The sequence below is a fragment of the Paracoccus haeundaensis genome (genome assembly GCF_006239215.1).
In the GTDB taxonomy this organism is placed as follows: domain Bacteria; phylum Pseudomonadota; class Alphaproteobacteria; order Rhodobacterales; family Rhodobacteraceae; genus Paracoccus; species Paracoccus marcusii.
Genome location: NZ_VDDC01000026.1, coordinates 16738 through 42091, shown reverse-complemented (window position 1 = coordinate 42091; position 25354 = coordinate 16738). Strand labels below are relative to the sequence as shown.

At 57.4% G+C, this 25354-nt stretch carries 25 protein-coding genes; 18 read left to right on the top strand and 7 right to left on the bottom strand.

What is annotated here, in order from left to right; translation table 11 throughout:
- Positions 1-126: 126 nt before the first annotated feature.
- The 3 genes from FHD67_RS14200 to FHD67_RS14190 form a co-directional block, all read right to left on the bottom strand.
- On the bottom strand, positions 127-660 hold the full coding sequence (locus tag FHD67_RS14200) for a hypothetical protein (protein WP_246071307.1): 534 nt from the start codon (positions 658-660) through the stop codon (positions 127-129).
- Between the two features lie 133 nt (positions 661-793).
- Positions 794-1798, bottom strand: a complete 1005-nt coding sequence (locus FHD67_RS14195) for an alpha/beta hydrolase family protein (RefSeq protein ID WP_139599073.1) — start codon at positions 1796-1798, stop codon at positions 794-796.
- Positions 1788-3416 (bottom strand): RcgA family putative transporter, encoded by a 1629-nt coding sequence (locus FHD67_RS14190; RefSeq protein ID WP_218062312.1) that lies wholly within the window; start codon positions 3414-3416, stop codon positions 1788-1790. The genes FHD67_RS14195 and FHD67_RS14190 overlap by 11 nt, the downstream gene beginning before the upstream one ends.
- Before the next feature lie 69 nt (positions 3417-3485).
- On the opposite strand from FHD67_RS14190, the gene FHD67_RS14185 reads away from it, so the two are divergent.
- Positions 3486-3755, top strand: a complete 270-nt coding sequence (locus tag FHD67_RS14185) for a hypothetical protein (protein ID WP_139599072.1) — start codon at positions 3486-3488, stop codon at positions 3753-3755.
- Between the two features lie 193 nt (positions 3756-3948).
- Here FHD67_RS14185 and FHD67_RS14180 read toward each other — a convergent pair whose 3' ends face one another.
- A complete protein-coding gene (locus FHD67_RS14180; RefSeq protein ID WP_139599071.1) occupies positions 3949-5220 on the bottom strand; it encodes a calcium-binding protein in 1272 nt (423 codons plus the stop codon).
- Between the two features lie 615 nt (positions 5221-5835).
- Between FHD67_RS14180 and FHD67_RS14175 the strand changes: the two genes are divergently transcribed.
- The 14 genes from FHD67_RS14175 to FHD67_RS14110 all read left to right on the top strand — a co-directional run bounded on the left by FHD67_RS14175 (position 5836) and on the right by FHD67_RS14110 (position 17886).
- On the top strand, positions 5836-6207 hold the full coding sequence (locus FHD67_RS14175; protein ID WP_231559105.1) for a hypothetical protein: 372 nt from the start codon (positions 5836-5838) through the stop codon (positions 6205-6207).
- An 88-nt stretch (positions 6208-6295) separates the two neighbouring features.
- Positions 6296-6916 (top strand): lytic transglycosylase domain-containing protein, encoded by a 621-nt coding sequence (locus FHD67_RS14170; protein ID WP_139599070.1) that lies wholly within the window; start codon positions 6296-6298, stop codon positions 6914-6916.
- Complete coding sequence (locus FHD67_RS14165; RefSeq protein ID WP_231559042.1) at positions 6913-7233, top strand: TrbC/VirB2 family protein; 321 nt, start codon at positions 6913-6915, stop codon at positions 7231-7233. The genes FHD67_RS14170 and FHD67_RS14165 overlap by 4 nt, the downstream gene beginning before the upstream one ends.
- A 4-nt stretch (positions 7234-7237) precedes the next feature.
- Positions 7238-7516 carry a VirB3 family type IV secretion system protein gene (locus FHD67_RS14160; protein WP_127899642.1) on the top strand — a complete coding sequence of 93 codons (279 nt, stop codon included), beginning with the start codon at positions 7238-7240 and terminating at the stop codon, positions 7514-7516.
- Positions 7506-9884, top strand: a complete 2379-nt coding sequence (locus tag FHD67_RS14155) for a VirB4 family type IV secretion system protein (protein WP_139599069.1) — start codon at positions 7506-7508, stop codon at positions 9882-9884. The genes FHD67_RS14160 and FHD67_RS14155 overlap by 11 nt, the downstream gene beginning before the upstream one ends.
- Before the next feature lie 203 nt (positions 9885-10087).
- A complete protein-coding gene (locus tag FHD67_RS14150; protein ID WP_246071304.1) occupies positions 10088-11290 on the top strand; it encodes a lytic transglycosylase domain-containing protein in 1203 nt (400 codons plus the stop codon).
- 1 nt (position 11291) lies between these two features.
- Complete coding sequence (locus tag FHD67_RS14145; protein WP_139599068.1) at positions 11292-12080, top strand: type IV secretion system protein; 789 nt, start codon at positions 11292-11294, stop codon at positions 12078-12080.
- Positions 12081-12088: 8 nt separating this feature from the next.
- Positions 12089-12787, top strand: a complete 699-nt coding sequence (locus FHD67_RS14140) for a VirB8 family type IV secretion system protein (protein WP_139599067.1) — start codon at positions 12089-12091, stop codon at positions 12785-12787.
- Positions 12784-13497, top strand: coding sequence for a TrbG/VirB9 family P-type conjugative transfer protein (locus tag FHD67_RS14135; RefSeq protein ID WP_342775309.1), 714 nt, complete (start codon positions 12784-12786; stop codon positions 13495-13497). Before FHD67_RS14140 ends, FHD67_RS14135 begins: the two co-directional genes overlap by 4 nt.
- Positions 13494-14888: a TrbI/VirB10 family protein gene (locus FHD67_RS14130; RefSeq protein ID WP_139599066.1), complete on the top strand. Its 1395-nt coding sequence runs from the start codon at positions 13494-13496 to the stop codon at positions 14886-14888. The genes FHD67_RS14135 and FHD67_RS14130 overlap by 4 nt, the downstream gene beginning before the upstream one ends.
- 2 nt (positions 14889-14890) lie before the next feature.
- On the top strand, positions 14891-15901 hold the full coding sequence (locus FHD67_RS14125) for an ATPase, T2SS/T4P/T4SS family (protein ID WP_425467274.1): 1011 nt from the start codon (positions 14891-14893) through the stop codon (positions 15899-15901).
- Positions 15894-16433 (top strand): hypothetical protein, encoded by a 540-nt coding sequence (locus FHD67_RS14120; RefSeq protein WP_139599065.1) that lies wholly within the window; start codon positions 15894-15896, stop codon positions 16431-16433. Before FHD67_RS14125 ends, FHD67_RS14120 begins: the two co-directional genes overlap by 8 nt.
- Before the next feature lies 1 nt (position 16434).
- The gene (locus FHD67_RS14115) at positions 16435-17505 is read left to right on the top strand and encodes a TrbL/VirB6 family protein (RefSeq protein ID WP_139599064.1); all 1071 of its coding nucleotides are present in this window, start codon (positions 16435-16437) and stop codon (positions 17503-17505) included.
- Positions 17506-17571: 66 nt separating this feature from the next.
- Positions 17572-17886, top strand: coding sequence for an H-NS histone family protein (locus FHD67_RS14110; protein WP_139599063.1), 315 nt, complete (start codon positions 17572-17574; stop codon positions 17884-17886).
- Positions 17887-17933: 47 nt separating this feature from the next.
- On the opposite strand, the gene FHD67_RS14105 is transcribed toward FHD67_RS14110, so the two are convergent.
- From FHD67_RS14105 to FHD67_RS14095, 3 genes are all read right to left on the bottom strand, one after another.
- A complete protein-coding gene (locus FHD67_RS14105; RefSeq protein WP_246071303.1) occupies positions 17934-19973 on the bottom strand; it encodes a type IV secretory system conjugative DNA transfer family protein in 2040 nt (679 codons plus the stop codon).
- Positions 19951-21765: a relaxase/mobilization nuclease domain-containing protein gene (locus FHD67_RS14100; RefSeq protein WP_176695137.1), complete on the bottom strand. Its 1815-nt coding sequence runs from the start codon at positions 21763-21765 to the stop codon at positions 19951-19953. Before FHD67_RS14100 ends, FHD67_RS14105 begins: the two co-directional genes overlap by 23 nt.
- Before the next feature lie 85 nt (positions 21766-21850).
- Positions 21851-22468 (bottom strand): helix-turn-helix domain-containing protein, encoded by a 618-nt coding sequence (locus tag FHD67_RS14095; RefSeq protein ID WP_176695136.1) that lies wholly within the window; start codon positions 22466-22468, stop codon positions 21851-21853.
- Positions 22469-23132: 664 nt separating this feature from the next.
- Between FHD67_RS14095 and FHD67_RS14090 the strand changes: the two genes are divergently transcribed.
- The 3 genes from FHD67_RS14090 to FHD67_RS14080 are packed head-to-tail and all read left to right on the top strand — an operon-like array spanning position 23133 to position 24974.
- On the top strand, positions 23133-23897 hold the full coding sequence (locus tag FHD67_RS14090) for a ParA family protein (protein ID WP_139599060.1): 765 nt from the start codon (positions 23133-23135) through the stop codon (positions 23895-23897).
- Positions 23887-24570 carry a hypothetical protein gene (locus tag FHD67_RS14085; RefSeq protein WP_139599059.1) on the top strand — a complete coding sequence of 228 codons (684 nt, stop codon included), beginning with the start codon at positions 23887-23889 and terminating at the stop codon, positions 24568-24570. Before FHD67_RS14090 ends, FHD67_RS14085 begins: the two co-directional genes overlap by 11 nt.
- Complete coding sequence (locus FHD67_RS14080) at positions 24567-24974, top strand: hypothetical protein (RefSeq protein WP_139599058.1); 408 nt, start codon at positions 24567-24569, stop codon at positions 24972-24974. Before FHD67_RS14085 ends, FHD67_RS14080 begins: the two co-directional genes overlap by 4 nt.
- The last annotated feature ends 380 nt before the right edge of the window (positions 24975-25354 follow it).

The window sequence follows — 25354 nt, the reverse complement described above, 5'->3', positions numbered from 1 at the left end:
TTTCGGGCTGGTATTTTTATCTGACTTTGCGCGCCCCTCCCGTTGCAGGGATTTTAGCTTGCCGCACGACGGAAAGGCGCATGCGTGGCAGTTGATAGAATGCACATTCTCCACCAAGTAGACGCATCAGTAAGCCTCCCAAATAATTTCGGAAATCTGACCGTTGTAATCCATGGTCCTCATCGCAATGCCGCGCCTCGTTCCGGCTTGTTCTCCACCGTGATACCCAACCCGGTCACGAACCCACAAAGGCGCGTCCTCCAGGCGGATACTGATCCAACGAAACTCGCCGGCCTCGTCATAGAAACCCCGCTGCGTCGAATCTGATATCTCGATGCCCTCACTGTTCCGCTGACCACGATAGTTGACGTGGTAGACCTCGATCCCGTCACGATACCCCCTGATCTCGTCTGTCAGACCATCGCTGCCCATGTTGGGCAGCGACGGGAGACCGCTGGCACGCAGCGGGCAGTTCCAGAGCTGCAAGGGCGGCTCAACGGGCCACGGCGTAACGCGACGGATCATTTCGATCCTGGCTGCTGTGCATTCCGCTGATGCAGGGAAGCCGCCAGCCAGACAGAGAAGAATTGCGCAATCGATTGGGTAGGATTGCGCAGCGACACGCATCGGTGTCACAACGCCCGCCGACACGGCGATCATCACTCCCAACGTGACTTGGCCTAGACGACGCATAACCACTCCCTCAAAGCAACAATCCTATACGATGTCTGTCATCAGTATAATATCATATAGAGCCTTTGAGAACGCTTTGGCAACGCCTAGAGGTCATTCTTCACCCTGTCAGAAACCGGATCGTGCGAAGACCTGCCGGTAGGATGTAAGGTGGCAGCGAAAACGAATAGTGCCCGCAGTTCAGCTGTAGGGAGTCCACCCTCGCCCCGGCCTGGTTCAACTTGGTGATCAAAGGTTCTGCCAAATGGGGCAGCACCACAGTGTCTCTGGTCGCAACGACAATCAGAAGCTCCAGACCGGGCCGTGCCAACTGCTCTGTATAGTTTTCGAGATTCAGCGGGCTCCACACTCTGTTGAGTTGCGTGGTGTCGATCTGGCCCTCCAGGCTGGCGCGAATGTGCTTCGTGGCATCTCCGGTCCAAACCATATCGGCCAGACTACCTGCGGTTAGAAAAAGCCCTGCCTTCCTAACAGCTCGGTCTAGAGCGGCAACAAGGCCAGCGATCCAAGACCCAAGGCTTATGCCCAAGACCGAAATATGCTCATAGCCCTCACGTTCCAGGATGCGTATCAGCTTCCGCCCATCCGATACGGCTTGTTGAACCGACTGTAGTGTCCGGCCCAAATTAGAGCTAATCATATAATCCGCGTATGACGATTCCGACCGGGACCGTTCAAAGTGATACGGCATAGCGATCTGGACTACCGTAATTCCCCGCCTCGATAGGAATGCAGCGATCCGCTTATATCTCGATCTCGCATTCCAATGATGAAAAATAATAAGGGCGCGTTTCTTGGTTATGCTGTCAGTTACTTTAGCTTGAACACGGTCGTTCTGCGCAACGCCCGTTTTAATATCAGACTGATACTCGATCCAGCCATCTTTCCATGTATAATTGAAATCAGACTTCGCGGGTTCTTCAAAAAATGAAGCGTCAGCGACAGCTCGCTCAGCCAAGCGGATGAAATTAGCAATACCAATAGTTTCATTTCCTGGTGTAGGAAACGCAAGATGCGCGTCCAGACTGAACACAGTCTGGCACTTTAACGCGTTTCCACGCTGCGCCCGTTTATCATCCCAACGATCCAGCCAGCTATGATACATCAACGCGCCTTTCCATAATGCCAGACCGCGATCCAAGCCATGGATCAAAGAGGCCATAGGCTGCGAGAAGTATGGAAAGACCTAGAATGATTGAAAAGCCATCGAACATCCCGATAGCCGTATAGGCTATAACCAAAGAAAGGATACAACCTGCCATTTTTATACGGACACTTCCAAACTGCCGTACAAGCCCCACTTGGGAAATTACATAAGCGAACGTAAACACTGTTACCATGACAATAAGCATACTTGTATATTGGTTAGGGGTACTGAAGTCTTTGCTGCTAAAAATAGTGTCGTTCCCAACCGTGACAGCCAGAAAGTCATTCACAAACCAGCTTATGATATTACTACTGTCTGTAACCAAGTAAACAGACTGAAGCTTCATGCAGATTGCAATCAAGATACCTGATATAGCGCACCTAAAAACTCCTCTAGAAATTTTTGCGCTGACCCCCAGGATAGCATCTGACAGGTTGTCATCATCAACCCTCTCTGATTGGCGTTTAATATCTCTATAGTCATATGCCAACGTGTAAAGGAGAATGAGTCCCACGAAGAAAAGATAGAAGCAGAGACACATATACAGGTAAGCAATTCCGGTAAAGAATGCCTGGGCCATTACGGACGTCAGCTCAGGGCGTATGATGCCAATTGACCCCCAATCAATCGCATAATCGCGACTACCATCAATAAGGGGCAACAAGCGAACACTGACCCACTGGAAAAGACCCGCAAATCCTATGCAGACGAGAAACACTGACCAGTAGGTAAGCGGCGAAGCCTCAACCTTTTTCAACCATCCATTATTGCCCTCTGTACTACCGCTTGCTGCAACAAGCAGGTCTCGTCCCTCATTTTTCCAGAAGGCTATGACCTCATGGCAAAAGCCGAGAAAGAGAGGCAGGAAAACCATGAAAAGAAGTGTCCAGTTTGGAGCCCAAAAAAAGCCTACTTGCTTCAATGGTCCATTGTTTTCCGCGTAGGTAATACTATGGACACCCAGGAATACCGACATAAATCCAAGCACCGCCGCGCCGGCAAAGACTGATACCGGCAGGTCTAGGAACGATCCCCCACCAAAGATTGCCTCTGATGTTCGGGCCAGACTGAAGCGTCTTTTGGGCTGAATATCATCAGGAAGATCGTCGTCGGCTTCAATCACGATCCCGTCGCCAACTTCGACTGCTATTTCTTCTAGGTTGCTTGCCTCAGAGGCGCTGCTGACGAAAGATTTCTGCCGCTCACGTCTTTGGGCAACCAGCTGCCTTTGCGATGCACTCAATTCAGCTTGCCAGGCGCTTGTCGCCTTGGGGTCGTCGCAGCCAAAGATCCGCGCAAGCCATCGGATGTTCTCTGGACTGATGCCTTTGTCGTTGTCTTGGAACCAGAGCTGAACAGTGCGTAGCTCTATCCCTGCCCGGTTTGCGTCGATCAATGAGATCGCTTCAGCAAGAAGGTCTGCCGTCCAAGGGCCTTTTGGAAATCCGTTTTCGTCAACCGGTCGCCCGGCTCCTGCCGCCGTGAGGTTCTTGAAAAGCACCTTGAAATCTCTGCCCCCAGCATCAGGCTGAACGAAAAACTTTCCATTTTTTATCAGCATGTTGGAGGGTTTCATTTCGTTCTGTTTCGCTCAATTTCGTATCGTGCCGTGATCAGGCCGCGGAACATAGTTCATTAACCAGAAATGAACAAATCGCCGGTGGATGGAACGCGCTGCGTTGCCACACACCGCGCCGCCCCTGGGAGTAATGATATGGGTATTCAAGGCAGCAAAATCGTGTCCGTCGATGACGATACGACTGGATCGCTCAACGAGAGAGAGCAGGCTCATCCGATCAAGCGCGTCTTGGATCAGGGATCGCGGGAAGTCGTGGGTTGGCTCTACAAGTGGAACACTGGGCATGTCGCCATCATGTGGAAGGGCGAGAGATGCGATAACGTGATCTATGAATGAGACATGTGCCGACCGCACACGCCTCATAGACCTCTTACGCCGGATCCAGTGCATAAGGGCGGCTTCCGGCCGCACTGCTTCAAATGAGACGCCGTTTAAAAACCTATGCCAGACGCTGTAGCCTATTTTCCCGTGAAATAGATTTGGTCCCACCGTAATGTCTCGGTGGGACTACTTTATCTAATAGGGCAATCTATGCCCATGCCATAGGATCAGAAAGATCCATTGTAAGATCACTGAACACAATTGTCTCGATATTTGAAAATGTTGCTCCAAAAGTATTTTCGCCGGATCCACGCTCAGTCACAGTATAAATACCATTAGCTTCAGATACCTCAAAATCGTACGAGCTTCCGTCGAAGTCAATGGTATCGCTACCCGCTCCACCGTCCACCGTGTCGAACCCTGCTTGGACAAATATCAGATCATCCCCAGTGCCACCAAAGAGGCGATCGTTGCCATTCCCACCCCACAGGGTGTCATTTCCAGCACCACCATTGATATAATCATTTCCGTTGCCACCCAGGAGTTGCTGACGTCCATCACCGCTGTAGATGTAGTCATCGTTTGCAGATCCAGTTACCCAGCCATCAACGCCGGTATACCAGCTGACGGATGCCCCTGCGCCGACCAGGCCGGACAAGTCGAGCGATGTCACAGAAGCAGCGTTGCCTGTGATCGGTACGTCAACCGTCACCTGGCCATTGTCCCTCACGATGGGGGTGCCGCCGTAAGAGGACACCTGGATCTGGTCGTAGCTGTCAACCTGCGCCGCAACGCCAGATACCGTAAGGGTTCCGGAAGAAACGATAGCGTCCAAATTGGTGGGAGATGGGTCAATCTGGATTGTCTGATCAGCGAAGCGAATGGCCTCTACGTTGGCGAACGTATCAAGGCCGTCACGTCCACGCCCAAGATACTGGATGCTATAGACACCGTTATTGATCGTAATTTCGTAGTCAGCTCGGTTTCCAACCATGTGAATGGTATCATAGCCCTCACCGCCATCAATCGTGTCATTTCCTCCTTGCCCGAGGATCAGATCATCCCCGGTGCCACCAAAGAGGCGATCGTTGCCATTCCCACCCCACAGGGTGTCGTTTCCAGCACCACCGTTGATGTAATCATTTCCGTTGCCACCAAGGAGGCGCTGACGTCCACCACCGCTGTAGATGTAATCATCGTTTGCAGATCCAGTTACCCGGCCATCAACGCCGGTGTACCAGCTGACGGATGCCCCTGCGCCGACCAGACCAGACAAGTCGAGCGATGTCACAGAAGCAGCGTTGCCTGTGATCGGTACGTCGACCGTCACCTGGCCATTGTCCCTCACGATGGGGGTGCCGCCGTAGGAGGACACTTGGATCTGGTCGTAGCTGTCAACCTGCGCCGCAACGCCAGACACAATTAAGTTGTTAAAAATGACTTCAGCCCGCATCACATTACCTTTGGAAATGGAGAACAAGTGCACTCAGCAGCTTGCAGCGGTGTTAGTCAACTTATCTAAATGCACTGTGCACTTGATTTACCCGTCACAGTACCGAAGAGGCATCAGGTAGGATTGCGCTTAGAGCGCTAGGGGCAGGACTTCAGTAACGGGGTTGTCTCAGTCAACCAGTTTTACGCAAATGCCGTCGTCCGCAGAGTAGCGGTTTTAGGTTTGCTCTGGTTGTCGCACGTCTGGCACAGGCAACTTCGTCTAAGGTCCCCTGGGTGCATGCTTCGGTCCGTGAAAGGCCAAGCAAGCCGCCAACATAATGCTGGTTCAATGCAGGTCCGATGTGCCCATCTCATTGGCGTGCTCGATGTGGTTCGGCAACAGTCTTGACCACGGCATCATCGAAACCGCGTCCCATATGGACCTCGAAGGGCAGGCAAGCCTGCAGGCCATCTTCCCGCTCAGCCAGCACAGGCCCACATCCGAAGTATCTTTAATTTCATTGGTCCGCGCCCTACTGATGGCTGCGCGACGGAAAAGTAGCGTTCAGCAATCCTATAGGATTGCTGTCAATATTATAATATCGTAGAACTGGGCCACCCGAGAAGGGTGCCTGGTCCTACCAATTGGAGGACCACAGGCGTGGAAGAAATAGAGTTAGAAAAAGAAACGCCGAATGTGGTTACAGAACCCAGATTCAGAAAGCTCGTTGCTAGCGGCTATCTCGCTGAGGTCGTTTGCCAAGCGGCGGCCTACCGCAAAGCATCCGTCTGGTATGGCGAATGGATCGTTCGCGTCGTTAATTCAGAAGGGACTTTTGAAAAACTCCTCGTCACGACACCACGAAAGGTCGATGATATGGACGAAATTAAAGTCAGGGTTTTCAGGACAATTAACGGCCTTACTTCCTTTATGCACGAAGCCGGATTCAGGCACGTGGATGTTCCGCTGTTTGATGACGAGCGGACGGTCCATTCAACGTCAACAAAACCAGAAGATAAGAAAAAGAGCTAGGTCTTCACTATCCTCCTTTTCTCCGGCAATGGCTGGCTGCCTGATAGGGCTTCTTCCGCTTAATCCAGGCCACTCCTTTGCAAATGGCATGGTTCTCGTGCCCGGCTCCGATGGAGCCTTTCAATTCAGAGAACAAAGCAACGGCTTCGCTCGCCATTTCGGATCAGGCGGGCAGCCGATAATTCCAAAGGCTGAACGCCCGGCATCCCCTTCCCAAGACTCCATGTCGTTTCTTGCAGAACCGGAAAGCGGTTTTGTCGCGCCGCGTGCAGTTTCCGGAAGCGAAGAAATCCTCAACGCAATTGATCAGACCGCAATGCGCTACGGCGGTCACGTCGCCCTGCGCAAAGCCGGAATGTCAGTCATGGAATGGCGGAATTTCTACCGTGCCAATATTGAAATCGAGAGTGCTTACAACCCTCGGGCGCGGAGCCATGTCGGGGCTATCGGCCTCGGCCAGCTGATGCCAGCCACCGCCGCAACGCTCGGCGTGAACCCCCATGATATGCACCAGAACCTCGATGGTTCTGCACGATACCTGCTCCTTCTTCTTGATCGGTTCGGATCAATGGAGCTGGCACTGGCTGGTTATAACGCTGGCCCTGAAGCTGTCGCGCGCCACGGGGGCATTCCGCCCTACCGCGAAACCCAAGGTCACGTCCGCAAGGTGATGGCCGTCTTTACCCGATTGAACGGAGATACCTTATGACCAAATCAATGCCGGTTTCGGCACTTAACCTGTTGCTCTTTGCCTTGCTGGCTGTCGGTCTTTTCATGCTGATGACCGAGCCTGCAATGGCCCAGGGGCAGATCAACCTCAGCCCGATTACGAACATTCTGACTGGGATTGCCGACACCCTTACCGGGCCGCTCGGCCGGGCCATGGCAACGCTGGCCGTGATCGGCATCGGCGCGGCCTGGCTGATGGGCTACGTCGATTTCCGCACTGTCGTCTATGTCGTCGCGGGCATCGCCATCGTCGCCGGCGCCAGCGTCATCGTGAACGCGATGTGGGGCACTCAGTAATCTCATGGTCAAACGGTCCCCCCTGTTCCTCGGCCTCATTCGCCCGGCCCGCGTCTTGGGTCTTCCGATGTTCTATGCCGTGATCTGGATGGTGGGGTCCGTCATGGCCTTTGTGTGGGTCCAGAGTTTCTGGACCCTCATATTCACGGCCCTTTCCTATCCGGCCCTTTGGATCGCTGCCGAATGGGACCCGCATTTCTTCGATGTGGTCACGGTCGTGAGCAAAAAAACCCGCCGAACCAAAAACCGCGACCAATGGGGTGCTGATAGCTATGAACCGTAATCTTCGGATTGGGCCTGCTGCCCTCAATGCCCTGCCCGCATGGGCCAGCCGGGAACAATCGGTGGCCTCCATGCTGCCCTATATCTCGCTGATCGACGACCTGACCATACGCACAAAGGGGAACGAGTTTTTCCAGTGTATCCGCGTCACCGGGCTGAACAGCCTGACCGTCGCTGACGAAAAGCTGGACCGGATGAAGGAGATTTTCGCCAGTATCATCGCCCAGACCGGCGACAAGTTTGCCTATACCGTCCACAAGGTATCGCGCCGCATCGACACGGCCCTTCCGCCCGTCGCAGGCGACGGGCTTGCGGCCCAGATCGACCGGCGCTGGCAGGCCCATATGAGCCGCGCCAACCTGCGCGAACACACTATCACCATCACCGTCATCAAGCGGCCTGACGTGCTGTCGAAGATCCCGTTCTCGCAGCGCCAGTCTCAGGACGCTCTGGCCCGGCAGATCGACGGCCAGGTGGGCCAGCTGCAGGAGGTCGTGGAATTTCTCTGCTCGGCCTTGTCAGGCATGAACCCGCATGTGCTGACCGCATCCAGCGGTCAACTGCTTGGCTTTCTCGAAAGCATCAATACCGGGATCGAGGTTCCGACATTTCACACATCGCTGGACCGGACCATTGCGGAAACCGTCAGCAACACCCGCGTCACCTTCAAGGGCGACAAGATTTACCTGACCGGGGGCAGCCTGCCGGATCGGGTGGGCATGATCTACTCGATCAAGGAGTTTCCGCGCGAGTCCTTCGTGACCATGTTCGATGAACTGGACCTGCCCGTCGATATGGTGGTGTCGAACTACTACGTTCCGGTCAACAGCGGCATCATGGAAGAGCGGATCGCGCGGGAACTGCGCCGCCGCGCCGCGATCAACGACAAGGCCGCCAACCTGATCGAGGCAGTGCAACAGGCGCAAAACCGTCTGGCTTCCGGGGAGATCTCTTTCGGACAGCATCAGATGGCCGTTGCCGTCTATGCCGACACTGAGGAAGAACTGGCAAAAGTCAGCTCGATGATCCGCAACATCGCCGTGGGCGCGGGCGTCAAGATGGTCGCGCAGGGCTATACGGCCCGCACCGTCTATTTCGGCCAGCATCCCTGCAACCGTGCCTTCCGCATCCGCGAAGGCGTGATCACCAATGAACAGTTTGCCGACTTCGCCGCGCTGCATCGTGCTGCGATGGGCAAGAGCGGTGACAACGTGCCTTGGGCCACGCCGATCACATGGTTTCCGACGATTTCGCGCAGTGCCTACCGCTTCAACTTCCATGAAGAAGGCAATTCGAAAAAGGAACCAAGCAACGGTCATACGCTGGTCCTTGGCCGTATGGGGTCGGGCAAATCCGTGCAGGCGGCATTCCTGGCCGCACAAGCGCAACGGGTCGGCGCGCGGGTCTTTGTCTTCGACTATCGCCGGGGTATGGAAATGGCCGTGCGCGCCTTGGGCGGCCGGTATTCCGAACTGAAGGCAGGCGAACGCACGGGCCTCAACCCTCTCTGGATCGAAACGGACACGTCGGGACAGGAATGGCTGAGCGACTGGATCATTCACCTGATGGAAACCGGCCATAGCCAACTGCACCCGGAACAGTCCCGCGCGGTGCGCGACGCCGTGCGTCAAAACGCCGAGGCGCGAAACCCCAACCTGCGGACCTGGACGCAGTTTGCGCAGCTGGTCGGTTCCACCCATGACGGGGGCGCGCTGTCGGCACGGCTGAACGAGTGGACCGAGGGAAACCGCTTCGGCTGGATCTTCGGGCGCGAGGTCGAGGACACCTTCTCGCTGGACGGTCAGTTTGTCGGCTTCGACCTGACGGATATTCTGGACAGCGAAAATCAAAAAGCCCGCATGGCGGTCCTGTCCTACATCTTCCGGCGCATCGAGCGGCAGATCGAGGACAAGCGCCCCACGATCATCATCATTGATGAAGCCTGGAAGGCGCTGGACAACAGCTACTTTGCGGGCCGCATCGAAAACTGGCTGGTCACGGCGCGCAAGCAGAACACGGTCGTCGTGATGATGACGCAATTTGCGCATCAGCTCCAAGCCTCCGCGCATGGCCGGACCCTGATGCAGGCACTGCCTACGAAGATGCTGCTGCCGAACAAGGATGCCAGTGCCGAGGACTATGCCGGGCTGCCGCTGAACCAGAAAGAGCTGGAAATCCTCATGGGCGTGAATCCCGGTTCGCGGATCGCCCTGCTGCGGTCGGATGACGGCTCGCATGTCATCGACACTGACCTTTCGGCCCTTGGCCCGCTCCTGACCATCCTCGGCGGCATGAAGGCCGGTGAGGCGCTGGTCGGCGCGGACTACCGGACCCGCCCTGATTTTTGGAAAGGATTTGAAGATGCGTAAGCATGCTCTCTGCGCCGTTTTGGCGTCCCTCGCCCTGTCTGCCTGCGCTGGAACCCAATCCAAGCCGGTCAGCAGCAAGTGCTTTAACGCGCGGGGCGACCTGACCTGCGATCTTCGGCCCTTGGAAGAATTGTGGGGCGAAGCGCGCCAGGACGCGGTGCGACAGGTGGGCGTCTATGAGGGCGCGGTCGAGGACGGTCCTTATGCGCAACGGTGATCCTCACTCCCTGCCCGCAAAAGGCCCGCGCGAGACGTCAAGGATCGAGCAAGGGACTGCGGGCAGCTTGGCGGTGGCTCTGGCGGCCCCTGCTCTTGCCCTGATGCTGTCCAGCACGGCGATGGCGCAGGGTGTGCCGGTTGTCGATCCGGCTAAAAATGCCCGCGAGGCGGAAATTACCCTGCGGCTTGAAGCGGACCTCGCTCTGCAACGGCAGAAGGCCGAGGAAGGCCGCAAGCGCGTTGAAGCCGAACGGGAGCAGGTCGAGGCACTGGAGGCAGTCACCGAAGGGATGACCCTGCCCGATAATGGGGCCGGGGCCGAGGAAACGGTTCGGGGCTTAGAGGAAGGCTTTGCTCCATCCGCGGAAGTCTATGCCACCGACAACAGCGCCGCTGCGGACAGGCTGTTCAGCGGCGAGCGTGAGAACGTCGAACAGATCATCATCCGCGCAGCGCAGGACACCCACCACATGCAGCGTGCCGGGCTGTCGCTGATCCAGTGGCGGTGCTGGTTGCAGGCTCTTATCTGGCAGGAAAGCCGGTTCAATCCGCACGCTCAATCGCCTGCGGGGGCTTATGGCCTCACTCAGATCATGTGGGAAACTGCTGGTGATTTGGGGATTCAAGCAACCTACAAGTCTGACGCTTACGTCCAGGCCGAGGGCGGCGCGCGCTATCTGGCACAGCAGCTGAATGCGTTCGACGGCGACATGACCCTGGCGCTTGCCGCCTATAACGCCGGGGCGGGCAATGTGCGCAGACATGGCGGTGTGCCGCCGTTCAATGAAACCCAGAACTACGTCCGGATCATCCCGACCAAGTATCGGGAATACATGGCGGCGCTTGGCGCGGCCGACCAGATCGGCAGCATCGAAGCCAGCTACATGGCGAATGCCGACCGGGCGATGATCGGCGGGGCCACGGCGGAATATGCTGATGAAGCCGGGCAGGACATGGGGTTGGCGATGGCCCGCCTTGAAGAAGCTATGTCCCGTCTTGGGGATACCGGCAACGCAGCAGAGGCGATGGCCCTGAACAGCTATGTGCGCGCCGAATTTGTGCGTCTGCTGGTCATCAGGACGCGCCTCGTCGCCGCCCGCTCCAAGCCGATGACGGCTGAGCAAATAGCGGCTGCATCAGCCTTCGCGCAGGAGCGCGCATTCTTGAATTTTGAAGGGGGATTGTAAGATGCGAATTGCATTCAAAGGATTGATCGTCGGCGCGGGTCTGAGCCTGTCTGTGGCACTGCCCGCGCCGGTCACGGCGCAGGGCGTGCCGACCGTCGATACCCAGTCCATCGCGCAGCAGATCACGCAGATCAGGCGGATGCTGGAAGACTACGGCATCCAGAGCGACATGCTGGACCAGTTCATCGAACAACTGGCCGAACTGCAATCGCAGACGAATGAGCTGCAACAGATCTATGCCGTCCTGACCGGCAATGCCGACATTCAGGGTCTTCTCATGGGCGAAGGTATGGATGCGGTTCTCAACCCAAAAATGACCAGCATCCTGCAAGCCGCCAATGCGGCATCCTCCGGCGACTGGTCGGGTCTGTCTTCGGACTACCGTGAGCAGATACAGGCGGCCGCGCAGACGACGATGATCGGAGCGGGCCTCGATCCGGCACGCGTCGAGGCCATGGGCCGGGATGGCAGCGTGGCGGAAAAACGCGCCGCCAACCAAGCCACGACCGGCGCGATGGTGGCGGCCTCGGCCGACACTGCGCAGCGCGAGTCTGCGGTCAGCCTCCAGCGCCTTGACCGCCTGGTCGGGGAAATCCCGCAACAGACCGGCATTAAGGAAGCCATCGACCTGAACACCCGGATGATGGGCGAGGCCGTCAGCGAGTTGATCAAGAACAACCAGCTTCTCGCCATCCAAAGCTACGGGATGGGCATGTCGGACGTGTCGCAGGCCAGTGCCTGGGCGCAGGAGCAGCAGATGCTCGATTTCACCATGCCGGATTTGCAGTGAGGCCACCGATGTTCAATCGCAAAAACAATAAGGCGCAAGCCGCGGCCGTCGCCTCACGGAGTGTTAGTGAGACAGAGGAAGAATTGATCTACGGCGAGCGCCGGCGCGGTGCCTTTTGGCAGAAGTTTGGGGTGGCGGGTTGGGGCTTCGGTGCCATCGGCTGCATCATGGCGGCGGTGATCGCTGCCAGCCATGAGACGCCCGCCCCGGTCCTGGTGCCGTTCGATCCGTCCAGCGGTATGGCGCTGCCGATGGTGAACCTGCAAACGATCTCTGTCAGCAACCGTGATGCTGTCGTGCAGTCGTTGGTCCACGCCTATGTGCGCGACCGGGAAACCTACAGCATGCTCGACAATGACCTTCGGGTTCGCTCGGTGCTGGCCCGGTCGTCGGGGGCGGCGCTGCAATCCATGCGCAGCCTCTGGTCGTCGGAAAACCCGGACTATCCTCAGCGCAAATACGGGCAGAATGCGCGCATGGACGTGGAGGTCCTTTCGGTTACGCGGATCACCAATGATCGGGCCCAGGTCCGTCTGCGCAAGCGGCTGCAGGATAGCAATGGGGAAACCCAAGGGCTGTTCACCGTCACGCTGGCGTTTCGCTACGACACCACTGAGGCCCGTTCGCTTGAAGAAGTCTGGACCAACCCGTTCGGCTTCTCGGTCTACGAATACGCAATCACCTCTGACAGATCGGAGATCCAATGATGCGCGGCACTTGTCTTGCCATTGCGATGTGCGCGGCCAGCATGGGGGCGTCGAGCGCCCTGGCCGAAGTGACCCCCCGGGCGGGCAATCTCGATGCCCGTGTCCGCTATGCCCAATGGGTCGATGGACAAGTCTATCGTGTCCAGACCCAGGTAGGCCGGGTTACGTCCGTGGAGTTCGGCCCGGATGAAGAAATCACATCCGTGGTTGCGGGCGATACCGTCAGCTTCAATTTCGATGCGGTGCCCGGTGGCAGCGCCTTCGTGATGAAGCCCACAACCAGCGGCGCCGCCACGAACATCAACGTCTATACCAACAAGCGGCAGTACTACTTCGAGGTTTCCGAAACCACCTCGGCGCAATTCTCCGTGGTTCGCTTCACCTACCCGCGCGGCTCGGGCAGCGCCACGCCCGCTAACCGCCAGGTCGCCCGTGGTCCGCTGAATTACGACTATGGCGGCAGCATCGTGAACGGCACCACCCCGACGCTGGTCTGGGACGATGGGGCCTTCACCTACTTCAAGTTTCGACGCAACGGCGAACTGCCCGCGATCTTCAAGGTCACGGCGGGACAGGAAATCACGGTCAATTCCCAGACCATGCCCGATGGCGTGGTGCGTGTAACCGGCACCAGCCCGTTCTGGATGCTGCGCTTGGGAACGGTTGAATCGACTGTGGGGATGATGAAAGCCGTGAGGTTGGTGCAATGAGCGAGCAAGAAACGATCGACCTGCGCACGCGCCTGGCTGATATGGAGAAGTCCAATCCACGGGCACAGTCCAAGGCCAATCCTGCGGCGAAAGCTGCCCGGATGGCCGCGCTTCTGTGCGGCGGGGCCGTGCTGGCCGGTCTGGTCTATGTCTATTCTCAGCCTGCCACCGACCCGGACCTGACTGTGCGCGAAGCGCAGGAGTTCCAAAATGAGGGCAGCGGATTTGGCAACCTCGAAACCCGCCCGCAGGCCGCGCCCGAACCTGAACCTGTCGAAGTGGCTGAACCCGCCTCTGCGCCCGTCAGCGACAATTCCGAAGTGGTCGAGCTGATCCGAGGCTTGCAGGACCAGATTGACCGGCTGTCCGAGGCCCCGGCCGAGGATGCCGATGGTGAACCTGTCGTGGACACGCAAGCCCTCGACCGAATGCGAGGCGAGCTGGATCAGCTGCGCAACGAGGCACAATCGCGCGAACAGGAATTGAGCGATCAACTCAACAGTCGCAATCTCGAAATTGCCGAGTTGAAGAACGATCTGGACATGCTGCGGCTGCAAAACGGCCAGAGCGTGATGCCGGGCGGTTCTGACGATCTGCTTACGCAGCGCCGTCAGGCCGCCGATGAGGCGGCCCAATTGGAGCAGGCCCGCTTGCAGTCCTCCATGGTCGCACTCGGCGGCGGCGGCGCCGGTGCCGTCGCTGATGCAGCGGGCTTTGGAGACGGGGCGGCTGCGCAGCAGGCGGCGCGTCTCAGCGATGATGCCCAGTTCGTGCGTGATGCCGGGCGTCCGGTTCAGATCCAGCGCGCAGAGATCATCGTGAACCCGTCCAACACCGTCACGCAGGGCACGATGATCCAGGCGGTTCTGGAAACAGCCATCGACTCGACCCTTCAAGGCCCGATCCGGGGTCTCGTGACAACCGATGTGGTGGCCTATGATGGATCGCGCATCCTGATCCCGCGCGGGTCGCGTCTGATCGGCAGCTACTCGGCTGACGTGGATACCGGCCAGAACAGGCTTCTGGTGGCTTGGGAACGCATCATCATGCCTGACAACCAGTCGGTGCAGATCAGCTCCTTCGGTGGCGATGCCTTGGGCCGTTCCGGCACCACCGGCAAGGTCAACAATCACTTCTTCCGCAGGCTTGGGGCGGCGGCCCTGATTTCCACAATTTCGGCCATTCCCTCGGCCTTGCAAGACGACAGCAGCGACGGGGGCGTGACCATTTCGACGGGCGGTTCCAACGATCCAGCAACAGGCGTGTCCAATGCCGTCAGTGGCGCAACGGAGTCTGCCATCGGCAAGTATGTCTCGATGCCGCCGACCATCACAGTCAACCAAGGCACCCGGATCACCGTCATGGTGGACCGCGATCTGGAGATTTTCTGATCATGAACGACATGACCCATGGCAGCTATCTGGACGAAGCCCTGGCCCGCATCGGGGCTGTCATCGACAGCCCCGCATTGGTGGAAATTGCCATCAACCCGGACGGTCGCATCTGGTCGTTGGAACACGGCGATCCGGCAATGAAGCTGGAAACGCGCGCGGCAATGAACCGTCAGGAAGTCATGGACCTGGGCCGCCGCATTGCCAGTGCGGGCACACTGACCCTTGGCCGGGAAGCTCCGATCATCTCAACCTCGGTGGTCTACCGGGGCCGCCCGATCCGGGCGCAGGTGGTGGCAGAGCCTGCCGTTTTGTCGGGTGCTGCAATCTCGATGCGGTTCTTCTCGTCCCTGCCCCTCGACAAGATCCAGATAAAATATCTGCACGGTCAGGAATACTCGGTGGACCAGGCCCGAGCGGAGACAAAGCGGGAATTGAAAAAACTGGCAGCCTCCGGTGACATTGACGCGGCTATGGCGTTCATTGTCGGCCACAAGATGAATGCACTGATCGCTGGTGCGACCGACAGCGGCAAGACGGTCTTTGCCCGCAAGATGCTGTCCTATGTCAGTGACAGCGAACGGATGATTACCATTGAAGATGCCGCCGAGCTGGTGCCGACACAGCCGAACGTGGTGACGCTGATTGCGGACCGGGACAGCCGGACAAGGACGCCGGACATTCTGTTGACCTCCTGTCTACGAATGCGGCCTGACCGGCTGATCGTGGGCGAGGTGCGCGGCAAGGAGGCCATGACCTTCATCGAAGCCATCAACACCGGCCACGGCGGGTCAATGACGACCATCCATGCCGAAACCCCGAAGCTGGCTTTATCGAAGCTCGCCATCATGGCGCTGAAGTCGGAACTGCCGCTGACCTACGCGGACACGCTGCGCTATATCGCCAGTTCAATCGACGTGGTGATCCAGACCGGCCGCGCCGGGGGCGACCGGGGCGTGCTGGAATTTTACATTCCCGAAACCGGGGATAATGGGGACACAAGCCATGTTTGATCAGAAAACCCTTTTCATCACTCTCTCGTCGCTTGCTGTCGGTGTGGCGATCGGTGGTGCCGTCCTTAACAGCTGGCTCCCTGCCGAGACTGCATCCACCGCGCGAATGGGCGATGTGCAATTTGCACAAGCCCAGACCGAGCCGCAGCCGACACAGGCCGAGCGGGACTTTATGGATTTTACCATGCCGGATTTGTCAAAGCCCCAGGCCGGGGGTGAGACAACACGTTATGGATGCGTGAAGCCTCCACGCCCGGAATGGGCAATGGACCTGCCACCTGCCGACGTCAGAAAATCATTGCTCCTTACCGATCTATATGACGCACTACGATTTAATGAAATTATTGATACGAATTCATGCCCTTGCAATATTGAGTATCCATCATGGGATGAGGCAGATTGGCAATATCAGCAAATAACCGAAGGGAAGAGCAACGCTGAAATTGCTGACCTGAGGCGTAAAGCACTACGGCAAGCAAGCTCGAAACATTTTGATGCGCTGACAATTTGCAGTCAATCGCGGGGTCAATGATATGTCGGTTGTTGCGCTGATTGTGGACTCTGCCGAACGATTTCTTGAAAACGCTGCGAGGTCGACCTTCCTTGGTTTGGTTGAAGCATCGGGCACCCTTGTCGGATATATGGCCGTCCTGGCAGTAGCTCTTGTCGGTATCAACATGATGCTTCAGCTGCGCCCCATGGCATGGGCGCATTGCATTGGCCTGATGATCAAGTTGGCTTTAATTGGAATATTCGCATGGAACTGGAACCAATTCTGGGCGGTGGCAAACGGTATCCTGAGTGCGATTGAGGCAACCGCTGGCGGTATTTTGGCCTCCAGCGGAGACGGCCTGAGCGGGCCGACGATTACGGACGGATTTGCTGTAGCCATTGATGAAATGCTAGACAGTTTTGCGAGAGCGGCCACGACCATCGGACGGGAAATGGGCGGCTGGTTCGGCACCATGATCATGATGGGCATTTCATCCTTGCTCATCGGCTCTGTTGCGGCCGTATCTGCTTTGATGATCTTGTTCCCGAAGGTGGTCATCACTGTATTGTTGGGGTTGGCCCCTATAATGATCGCAATGACGCTGTTCGAAGCGACGAAGGGATTCTTTGAACGCTGGCTTTCTTCCTGCATCAGCTGGTCACTCTATCCCCTATTTATCGCCTCGATCTTCTCGATCATGCTGTCCATGGGCAACGACATGATAAACAGGATTGGGACGGATACTTACGACAGTATCGGCGCTTTCATTCCTTTCATCGTGCTTATGATCCTTATATTGATCTGCGTTGCCCTTCTTCCAAGTATCGTCAGTAGTGTTTCAGGACAAATACATGCGATGGGGGTCATTGCTTCTGGAAGAATGTTCATGAACAATTCAAGGACCTCTTTGAACGCCGTGAAAAGCACAGCTAAGGCAGGCCAGGGCGCAGTCGCTCTTACCAAAATTCCAGCGCAAACGGCGCGTGGTGAGAATGCTGTCGGTCGCGCCGGACAAGCATTCGCAGCACACCCATCTGTTTTTCAGGCGACCACAGGGGTTGCAGCATCAATCAATAGAATGCAGGATAAGGCCCGCATACTCGGAAAATAATGTTCGCATAAGCGAGGGACATGAGGGCAGCTTTTGGCTGCCCTTACTTTTGGAAAAGGAACCGCGATGAATTTCGATCTTGAGAATATGTCGCTGAAAGAGCTTCGCGATCTTCACAAGGCGGTCGGTCGCCAGATCGACGGCTTTGAGGCCAGAAAAAGAGAACAGGCATTGACGGCCGCGCAGAAGGCAGCCGAGGAACACGGATTTTCGCTCAAGGACCTGCTGGCGAGTGGAAAGGCCCCCAAGGCAGCTGTTGCGCCCAAATACGCCAATCCCGACAATACGTCCGAGACCTGGACAGGACGGGGGCGGCAGCCGCGTTGGGTGAAAGATCACCTGACTGCCGGGGGCACCGTGGACGATCTTCTGATCCAGTAAGGATACCAAGGTTTGAAAAAACGGGCGGCCATTGGCCGCCCGTTTCTTTATTCGGCAGCTGCAACGGCTGCACCATCGTCGTCAGGAGTGATCTTATCGACTTTTACAGTTGTCTGGATCAATGCCCTAACATTGTCGTCACCGCTGCCAACCAGATCATCGGGTCTGATTGACATGTTGACCTTCCTCATTCGCTTGGGAACGCGAGGCTCCTGAACGCTATCATTGAGAGCATCCCTCGAACTGCTTGGGTTATCACCGCCATTTTCCTTATTCTGAACCTGACCAATCAGACCTTCAGGCAGAACAGGTCGGATACGACTGCGCTGCTTCGCGATGGTTTCTACCTGATTTGACAGGTCGTCGATTTGTGCGACAGCACGCACCAAATTACCCTGAAGATCACGAATGGCCGCGTCCTTCGGATCGGGTGCGGGCAGCGGTCCTTTCTGCGCCAGGAAGATTGGTTTCAGCACCCGGTCCTCAAAATACTTGATCCGGGTTGCTTTGATCGGATGCTGACCATTGGCGATAATGACCACAGTATTCTCACCCAAGCGGCCTGCGTCATCTTCGGTCAGCAGATCGCGATCTTCGGTCCGCTCAGAAATATTAGTTCCTTGGAACGGTCCTTTGCCGATGGTCTTCGACCGTGCCGTGACCTTCTTCGTAGTCTTGCCCACGGCTGCCGACAGCTCCGCCTTGGTGCGCGGATCGGCGGGTGCCAGGTAGATCTTCACCCCTGCCCCACCTTGCAGCGACAGCCGGGTGTCCTCGCCATAGATCTTGTCCAGCGCCGGAATGGTCTGGGTGACGATTGCCAGGTTTCCGCCATAAGAGCGCAGGGTCTTGATGCTGTCCGCCACGATCGGCATGCGGCCAAGCATGTCGAATTCGTCCAGCATGATCATTACGGGCCAGGGTTCATCCTCCCCCGGCTCGTGTGTGTGCAGGCTGGACAGCAGGTCCGAAAAGAACAGCCGGACCAGCGGCGCCAGCGCCTTGATCTTGTCATGCGGCGGGGCAATGAAATACGCGGTCTGCGGCGTGCGGCGGAAATCATGGAAACTAAAGTCGCTTGTTTCCGTCGCCCGGTCGATTGCAGGGTTGGACCACAGGCTAAGGCCCGAGGTCATCAGGAGCGACAGATAGGACGTCAGGGTGCGGTCGTTGGTCGAGGCCAGCCGCTCGAACATCAGCTTCGCGGCAGGGCTTTTCACCTTGTCGGCATAGATCAGGTATTGCTTCTGCTTGTCGCCCCCTGCCGATGCCAGCCGGTAAATCTCGCCCAGGGTCGCCTTGTTGCGTTCCATCGCAAAGATGCCGCAGGCCACGAACAGGTCGATGCCGCCATCCAGCAGGCCCTTCATGCTGTCATCTTCGGTTTGCAGGAACAGCTCTGCCAGCAGACGGATTTCCATCTGCCGCTGGTCCGGGTCCGGAAGCGCCGTGATCCGGTCAAGGGGATTGTAACGGTGGCTGGGCTTGCCCCAATCCAGCGGCGCAAAGCGCCACACCTTGTCCCCCATCGCCTGGCGATGACGGCTGGTCAGCTCGAAGTTCTCGCCTTTCACGTCGAGGACGACCGCACTGCCCTGATTGAGCAGCAGGTTCGGCACCACGAATCCGATGCCCTTACCCGAACCGGTCGGGGCCACCATGAGGCAATGCGGAAAGGACGCCGAACACAGGAATTTGGCCCTGCGTTTTGGCGATCCCATTTTTGCGACCACAAAACCGCGTCCCGGCTTCTCGAAAAACTTGTTGGCCCTCAATTGGCGACGGCTCTGCCAATCCGCACGACCGAAGGTGGTCAGCTTGTCGGTCAGAACCTGTGCCGAGAACAGAAGCGACAGGATGATGAAGCCGCCCCAGATCAGATTGATAATCCGGAAGGCTTGCGGATCATTGTTCTTGAGGGCGAAGTATCCGGTCGCGATCCAGGTCCAATCCAGATACTCGCCGTTAAAACCATAGCGGAATGACAGAAAGCCGGTTCCGACGACATAGGCGAGACTCGTGCCCACCAGGGCGAACAGAAGAACGCCTCCAAGAATGTGTAGCTTATTCATGGCCGCTTCCTTCATGGCCACGTTCCTGACGAACGCGGTCACGCTCGGTGGTCAGCGCGTCATTCACACGCTCGATGCCCTGCTGCGCGCCCGGATCGTTGGTGGCGCGCAGATAATCGCGTGCCATGGTCAGCTGGTCCTGCCTGTCGCCCACGCCGCGCAGAACCGACGCATCGCCGTTCTTGAGCGCAACCAGTTCCTCGCGGGTCAACGCCTTCTCAACAGCCTCACGCAGCTTGCGTTCGTCGTCCGCGCCGACAGGGCTGGCATGCTGCTTCAGATCGGAATGATCGTGTCTGATCCCGTCGCGCGAGCCAATGGAGGTGCCTGATGCGTATTCAAGCGCCTCCGTCTCTAGCGACCGCTCAAGCTGGTCGTTCGCATCCGGGCCTGCGTCGATCCGACCGACTTCATTCAGTTGCTCACGGATGGGATGGACATTGTTCACGCCCTGCTCATGGCTAACACCACGCTGTGCCGCCGCACGCTGATGGATGGCGTCATCGACGCCATAGTCAGCCGCTACGCGGTCATGGGCTGCATCGACAACAGCGATGGCCTGCTCAAGCTGCGCCGCATCGCGCAGGTCAAGCCCGCGCAGATCAGCGACAGCCTGCAAATCCTGCTGAACCCACCGGGTTTCCAGCGCCGCGGAATTGGCACCGAGCCGCATCCGGGCTTCGACCTCGACCGGATTGATGCCGGTCCCGTCGAGAGCCAGGGCCAGCTTGTCGCGACCCTCTAGCGCAAAGCGACTGTTCACCCCCTCGACGTTCTGCGCCGAATAGATGCCTTCCGCGCTGGCTGCCTCGCTCAGGTCGCGCGACCGGGCGCCAAGCGGTTGCAGATGCTCGACCGAGGACAGCGCCTCGGCCAGCTTGCGTTCCATCGCGGGGCGCTGGTTCGGTGCCGCGTCTGAAATGCGAATTTCCGCGTCATCGACCGCGCGCCTCAGATTGGCGGCGGCCTTATCAAAGTCTTCTTCGACAGACATGTAAGCGTCTCCCTTGGCTAAAATGACGCCGCCCTGGGACAGGACGGCAGATGCCTTCTCAAATGCGGTAGCAAGATCCTGCATGTTGCTCTGCGAGGCAAAGCTGGCGAGTTCGCGATAGCGCAGGGACCAGTCGCGAACCTCGTCGGTGGCGCGGCGTAGCGCGTCCCCGACGCGAGGCGTCCCCGAAGGAGCCTCGAAGGCAGCGCCTGTCGTCGCTGCCTTTTCCTGTGCCCGCCGCCACGCGCCATCGGTGGGGGGGTAATGGATATGACCACGCTGCAAACGCGACGTGGCCTCAAGCTGGATGCCGTAACGGGCGGCATGATCCACCATCGCCTCCTTGAAGGCTTGGTAGGTGTATTCGGTGCCTTGCCGGAGGGTAAAATAATCCCCCGGCTCCCTGCCCCGTCGATTGACGATGATATGAGCGTGCGGGTTCTTGTTCGGGCTGTCAGTGTGAACCGCGATCATGTAGTCGAACCGCCCGCCCAGCTTCTCCTTGCAGATTTCCCCGGCAATCATGCTGACATGCTGGGATTTGGCATTGCGCGGAAACGACATGACCATGTGGCTTGTCCGGGCCGCATTCATCTGGCCCCGCCAGTCGTCGGTCCAGCGCGATACGGCACGCTCGATCTGCTCCGGCGTCAGACGCTTCTCACCGTCCAGAAGACCGCGTGAATCATGCACGTCCACGCTCTTGCTGAACAGGTAGCTGAACTGTGCCGACAGCTGCCCCTTGGAAGCGCAGCCGCCGGTGCGGATCATCTTGAAGAACGCAGGCGACGCCCCCTGTGCCGCGCGTGCCATGTGCCGGGCACCGGCAAGCTGACGGCCACCTTTGCCCCTGTCCCAACCCTCCTCGAAAAGCCGGGTGGAGACACCGGCGACAGAACTAGTCCGCCCCATCGCCCGCCCCCTTCATCCCGGCCACGAAGCGGCGGACCGTCTCCGAGGCGCGCTTGCCTTCCATCTCCCGGACCTGGGTGGACACACGGTCAATGTGATCGAGAAGATCGCTGAGAACCTGCTGCTGCGACTTGCTCAGCTTCAGCCTCTCGCCACGCCGGACCTCGTAGTTCTTGGTGGCGACCAGCTGGTTCACGTTCCGACCGATGGCCGAAAGCTCCCGCGCCACGTCGCGCAGGGCATCGGCCAGGTCCGGATCAGGCTCTAGAAACCCGGCTGGAACGCAACACACCCGGCGCAAGGCATCGGCTCGGCTCTTCAAACCAAGCCGCCCCGTGAACGCATCGAAAGCGAGAAGGCTGTCCCGGTTCACCGTGAATGACACGGGCGCGGTGTTCGTATCAGAAACTTTGGCCTTGTCGTGGAAGCTGCGAACGGCGCGGTAAATGGTCGGCCGTGTCACGCCATAGGTCTTCGCCAGCACGGCCACAGGCACGCCAGCACGGACGGATGCGACGATCTTTTTCTCGTCGGCGGGCGTGATCTTCTTCGTTCTTCCAGCCATGTCTAAAGTGTAAAAAATTACGGTTGCATTTCTTGCCAATCAATCATTCCACCCTCGCCCAAAAGACGAAGACTGTCAAGGAATTCGGCTTTTGGGCGAGGGTGGAATTTAATTTACCGGCGGCTCGTCGCCGGTGCCTGGACCGAGGGTGCAGCGGAGCATGCAGCCAAGGGACAGCCTCAGAGGCACGGAGAGCGCCGCTGAGGGGGCAGAAGAGGATTTTCTGAGGCGTGGTAGCGGATAAAGAAAGACCCCCCTGTAAGAGCAAAAAAGAGAGGTCTCCGCAAAGGGCGCTTTTCTGTCGGACCTTGAAAACGCCCGAACATGAAATGTCATACAGACAATCAGCAGGCATGACAGACAGCATGTCATATCAATGATTTACCGAATGACAAACCTAATGACATACCTTCTGAACGACAGAATTACTGACAAACTGTCAAAATGAATGACATTATGACAAACTGTACGCGTGTATGCTTGAATTTTTGACAAACAAACGATGAGCATGTATGACAGTAGTAATTTATGCCATTATTGCTGACTGCGCGCATGCCAGACGGACACAATGATAGCATTTACGCGTGAAGGAAGGCTTGAGTGATGCTTGACAGAGTGATGGAGCAACGCAATGAACGAGAATACGACTGACAAACTGCGCAGACACACGTCGCGCTCAACCTAACACAGTGCGGGAGACGTCATGGCCATTGTCATAGGACTCATGAATCGCAAAGGCGGTGCTGGCAAATCAACCCTCACGAAGTTGCTGGCATCGGCTGTCGCTCATTCCAAAAAAAAATGCCTCGTGATTGACCTCGATCCCGCAGAAGACATTCTCAAATGGTGGACGCGAGCTGAAAGCAAAGGCCACTACGACGAAAAGATCATGGTCCGGTCTACAGTCGTTGCCGAGGATCTTTATGACATTGTGGCCAAGCACGATGATGCTGTTGATTTTATCATAATCGACACGAAAGGAGAGGGCGCTGAATGGGCAGATGACCTTGCCGGTGTCGTGGATCGCATCGTGGTGCCATGCACGAATGCGAACCCAGATCGGGACCGCACACGCGAGACGATTGATTGGTATGATGACCTGAAGAAGCGTGTCGCTTCTCCGGATCAGCTCCCCCCGTTGCAAGTGGTTCTGACGCGCGTTCCACCGGTCATGGTCCGTCATAAACGAGACATGCCCAAGCCCAAGGAAATAACCGGTCGTGATTTCGAGCGGCATTACGAGATCGTGTCAGAGTTCAATCCGCTGGTCACGATGGTTCCTGAAAGACCGCAATATCGGGAAATGGATGAACAGGGATTATTGGGCGGCATCATGGAACGGTGTCGCAATGGACAATGGAGCGACAAAGGGCAGGCGCTTCACTACGAAAGCGCCCTGGCTCACGCAATCGACCTGATGAACAATATCATTGAAGGTTCCAAAATGGAGCAGACCCATGGCGCGTGAAAGAATAAAGACATTGCGTCCCGACGCGACAGGCTTTGGCAAGACGGTCACATCAGGACAGGGCCGCCCTCAGCTTGGAACGATCAGTGAGGATGCGATCGAGAGCTTCAAGGCCAAGTCCGCAGCAACACCGGCTGCAGTGGAACCCACGGTTCACACGAGCCGCGAAGATACGAGCCAGTCAGAGCCAACCGAACCTTCAAAAGCACCTGAACGGAATCCCTTGGACGTTCAACGTGAACCAGACAAAACAACGAAAGAGAAACCGCGCATGCCCTCAAATAGGCTGGCCAGCCTCGTCGTTCCGCAACGGGCCGGATCAAAGCCGGGATCACCCTATTCGCTTCGCCTGCGCGTGCTACAGCGACATGCCGATGCGCTTGAGAGACTTGAAGCCAATGGCATTCCCCGCGCGACGGTCCTGAAAGCGGCTTATGCCAACATGCCTGAAATAGCGATTGAACCTCGCTATGTCCCGCAATCGACAGAGGCCAGTGGTGGCGCAGAATGGAGCCATCGGGTCACGACAAAGATTGAGCAGAAAACTGTCCGGGAAATTGCCGCCACCGTGAAAAATGGTAGTAAGGCGCCAAAATCGGCGCTTATCCTTGGCCAGATCGAACCAGCATGGTTTTCAGCGTTGGATACGACCATCAAGGAATTTTACGAATGAAGATTCTTGTGGCTGTTAGCATTTTCGGCCTTGCGGCCGGACCGGCATTTGCCTGGAACCATCAAACCGATTTTCGTGGCCTTGAGATTTATGACCATGAAACCGGAACGGTTGACCTTCAGGTCATATGTGATCCGAATGGCGCATTTATTCCGCCGATATTTTCCGCAGAGGTTGCATTCAATGGCATCGCCTATGAGGGCGATATGGCCTTGAAGACAGATGCTGGCACTTTCACTGCTCAAGCGGTCAATGGCGGCGTATCCGCGAAGGATGCGGCAGGCTGGGAAAATCTTGTAAAGGCCTTCCGTAGTAGTGCTAAAATTGAACTGACTGCTGGTAATCAAACCTACAAAATAGATACCGGAACACCTTTCCCGGTATCTTGCGGGGCAGCCGAGTAAAGCTGACCCAAAGCCCCCCTTTGGAGCTTCTGTCTTTCCTCCGGCATCGCCTGTCTGACCAAGTTGGATTTGTCCATCCGTGGCCCGCCCTGGGCCACGGGCTTGCAGACCGCGAACGGAACGGCCCCCATAGAGCGAAGGGACGTGAGTGGGCTGTGGTCAAATCCATCCTGTAAAGCGGCACCTTTCCTCATGCACCCGCGGCGGCGCAGCTGCCGCCCAAAGCCGCCGCCAGGCGGCGTCTGCGTGAAACGCACAAGGATCATATGGCGCGGCTTGCCGCGCTGCGATGTAAGGCGAAGCCTCGGGCGGGCGCGCTGGTGGCGAAGCTGCCAGCGCGCCCGCCCGACATTCTCCCTGCGCGCCAGGGCAGAAGGGTA